This window comes from Rhodobacter flavimaris (assembly GCF_021378075.1).
GTDB classification, from domain to species: Bacteria; Pseudomonadota; Alphaproteobacteria; order Rhodobacterales; family Rhodobacteraceae; genus Rhodobacter; species Rhodobacter flavimaris.
The window spans coordinates 1-290 of sequence record NZ_JAJUOS010000071.1; the positions used below are offsets into that span (position 1 = coordinate 1).

Below are 290 nucleotides of genomic sequence, written 5' to 3' on the forward strand. Positions count from 1 at the left end.
CGCGCTGCATGACCGGTCGTGCCATGTGCGTCGACAAGACGTCGCGCTCCCTGCGCTGGGTGGTCGACGGCACGGTCCGGACGCGCCTCGACGTCCGCTTCGGCTCGGACGAGCTGCCGACCCGCGAGGGCGCGTTCTCCGTGCTCAGCAAGAGCCGCGACCACGTGTCCAGCCTCTACGACACCCCCATGCCCTTCGCCATGTTCTTCTCCGGCGGCCAGGCGGTGCACTACTCCCCCGACTTCGCGGCCACCGGCTACAACGGCGCCTCGCACGGGTGCGTCAACGTG

The 290-nt window shown here is 70.3% G+C and carries 1 protein-coding gene; it reads left to right on the forward strand.

The window, feature by feature from the left end:
• Positions 1-23: 23 nt before the first annotated feature.
• Positions 24-290: L,D-transpeptidase (locus LZA78_RS17665; RefSeq protein ID WP_233678182.1), on the forward strand; the 267-nt coding region annotated here is incomplete at its 3' end.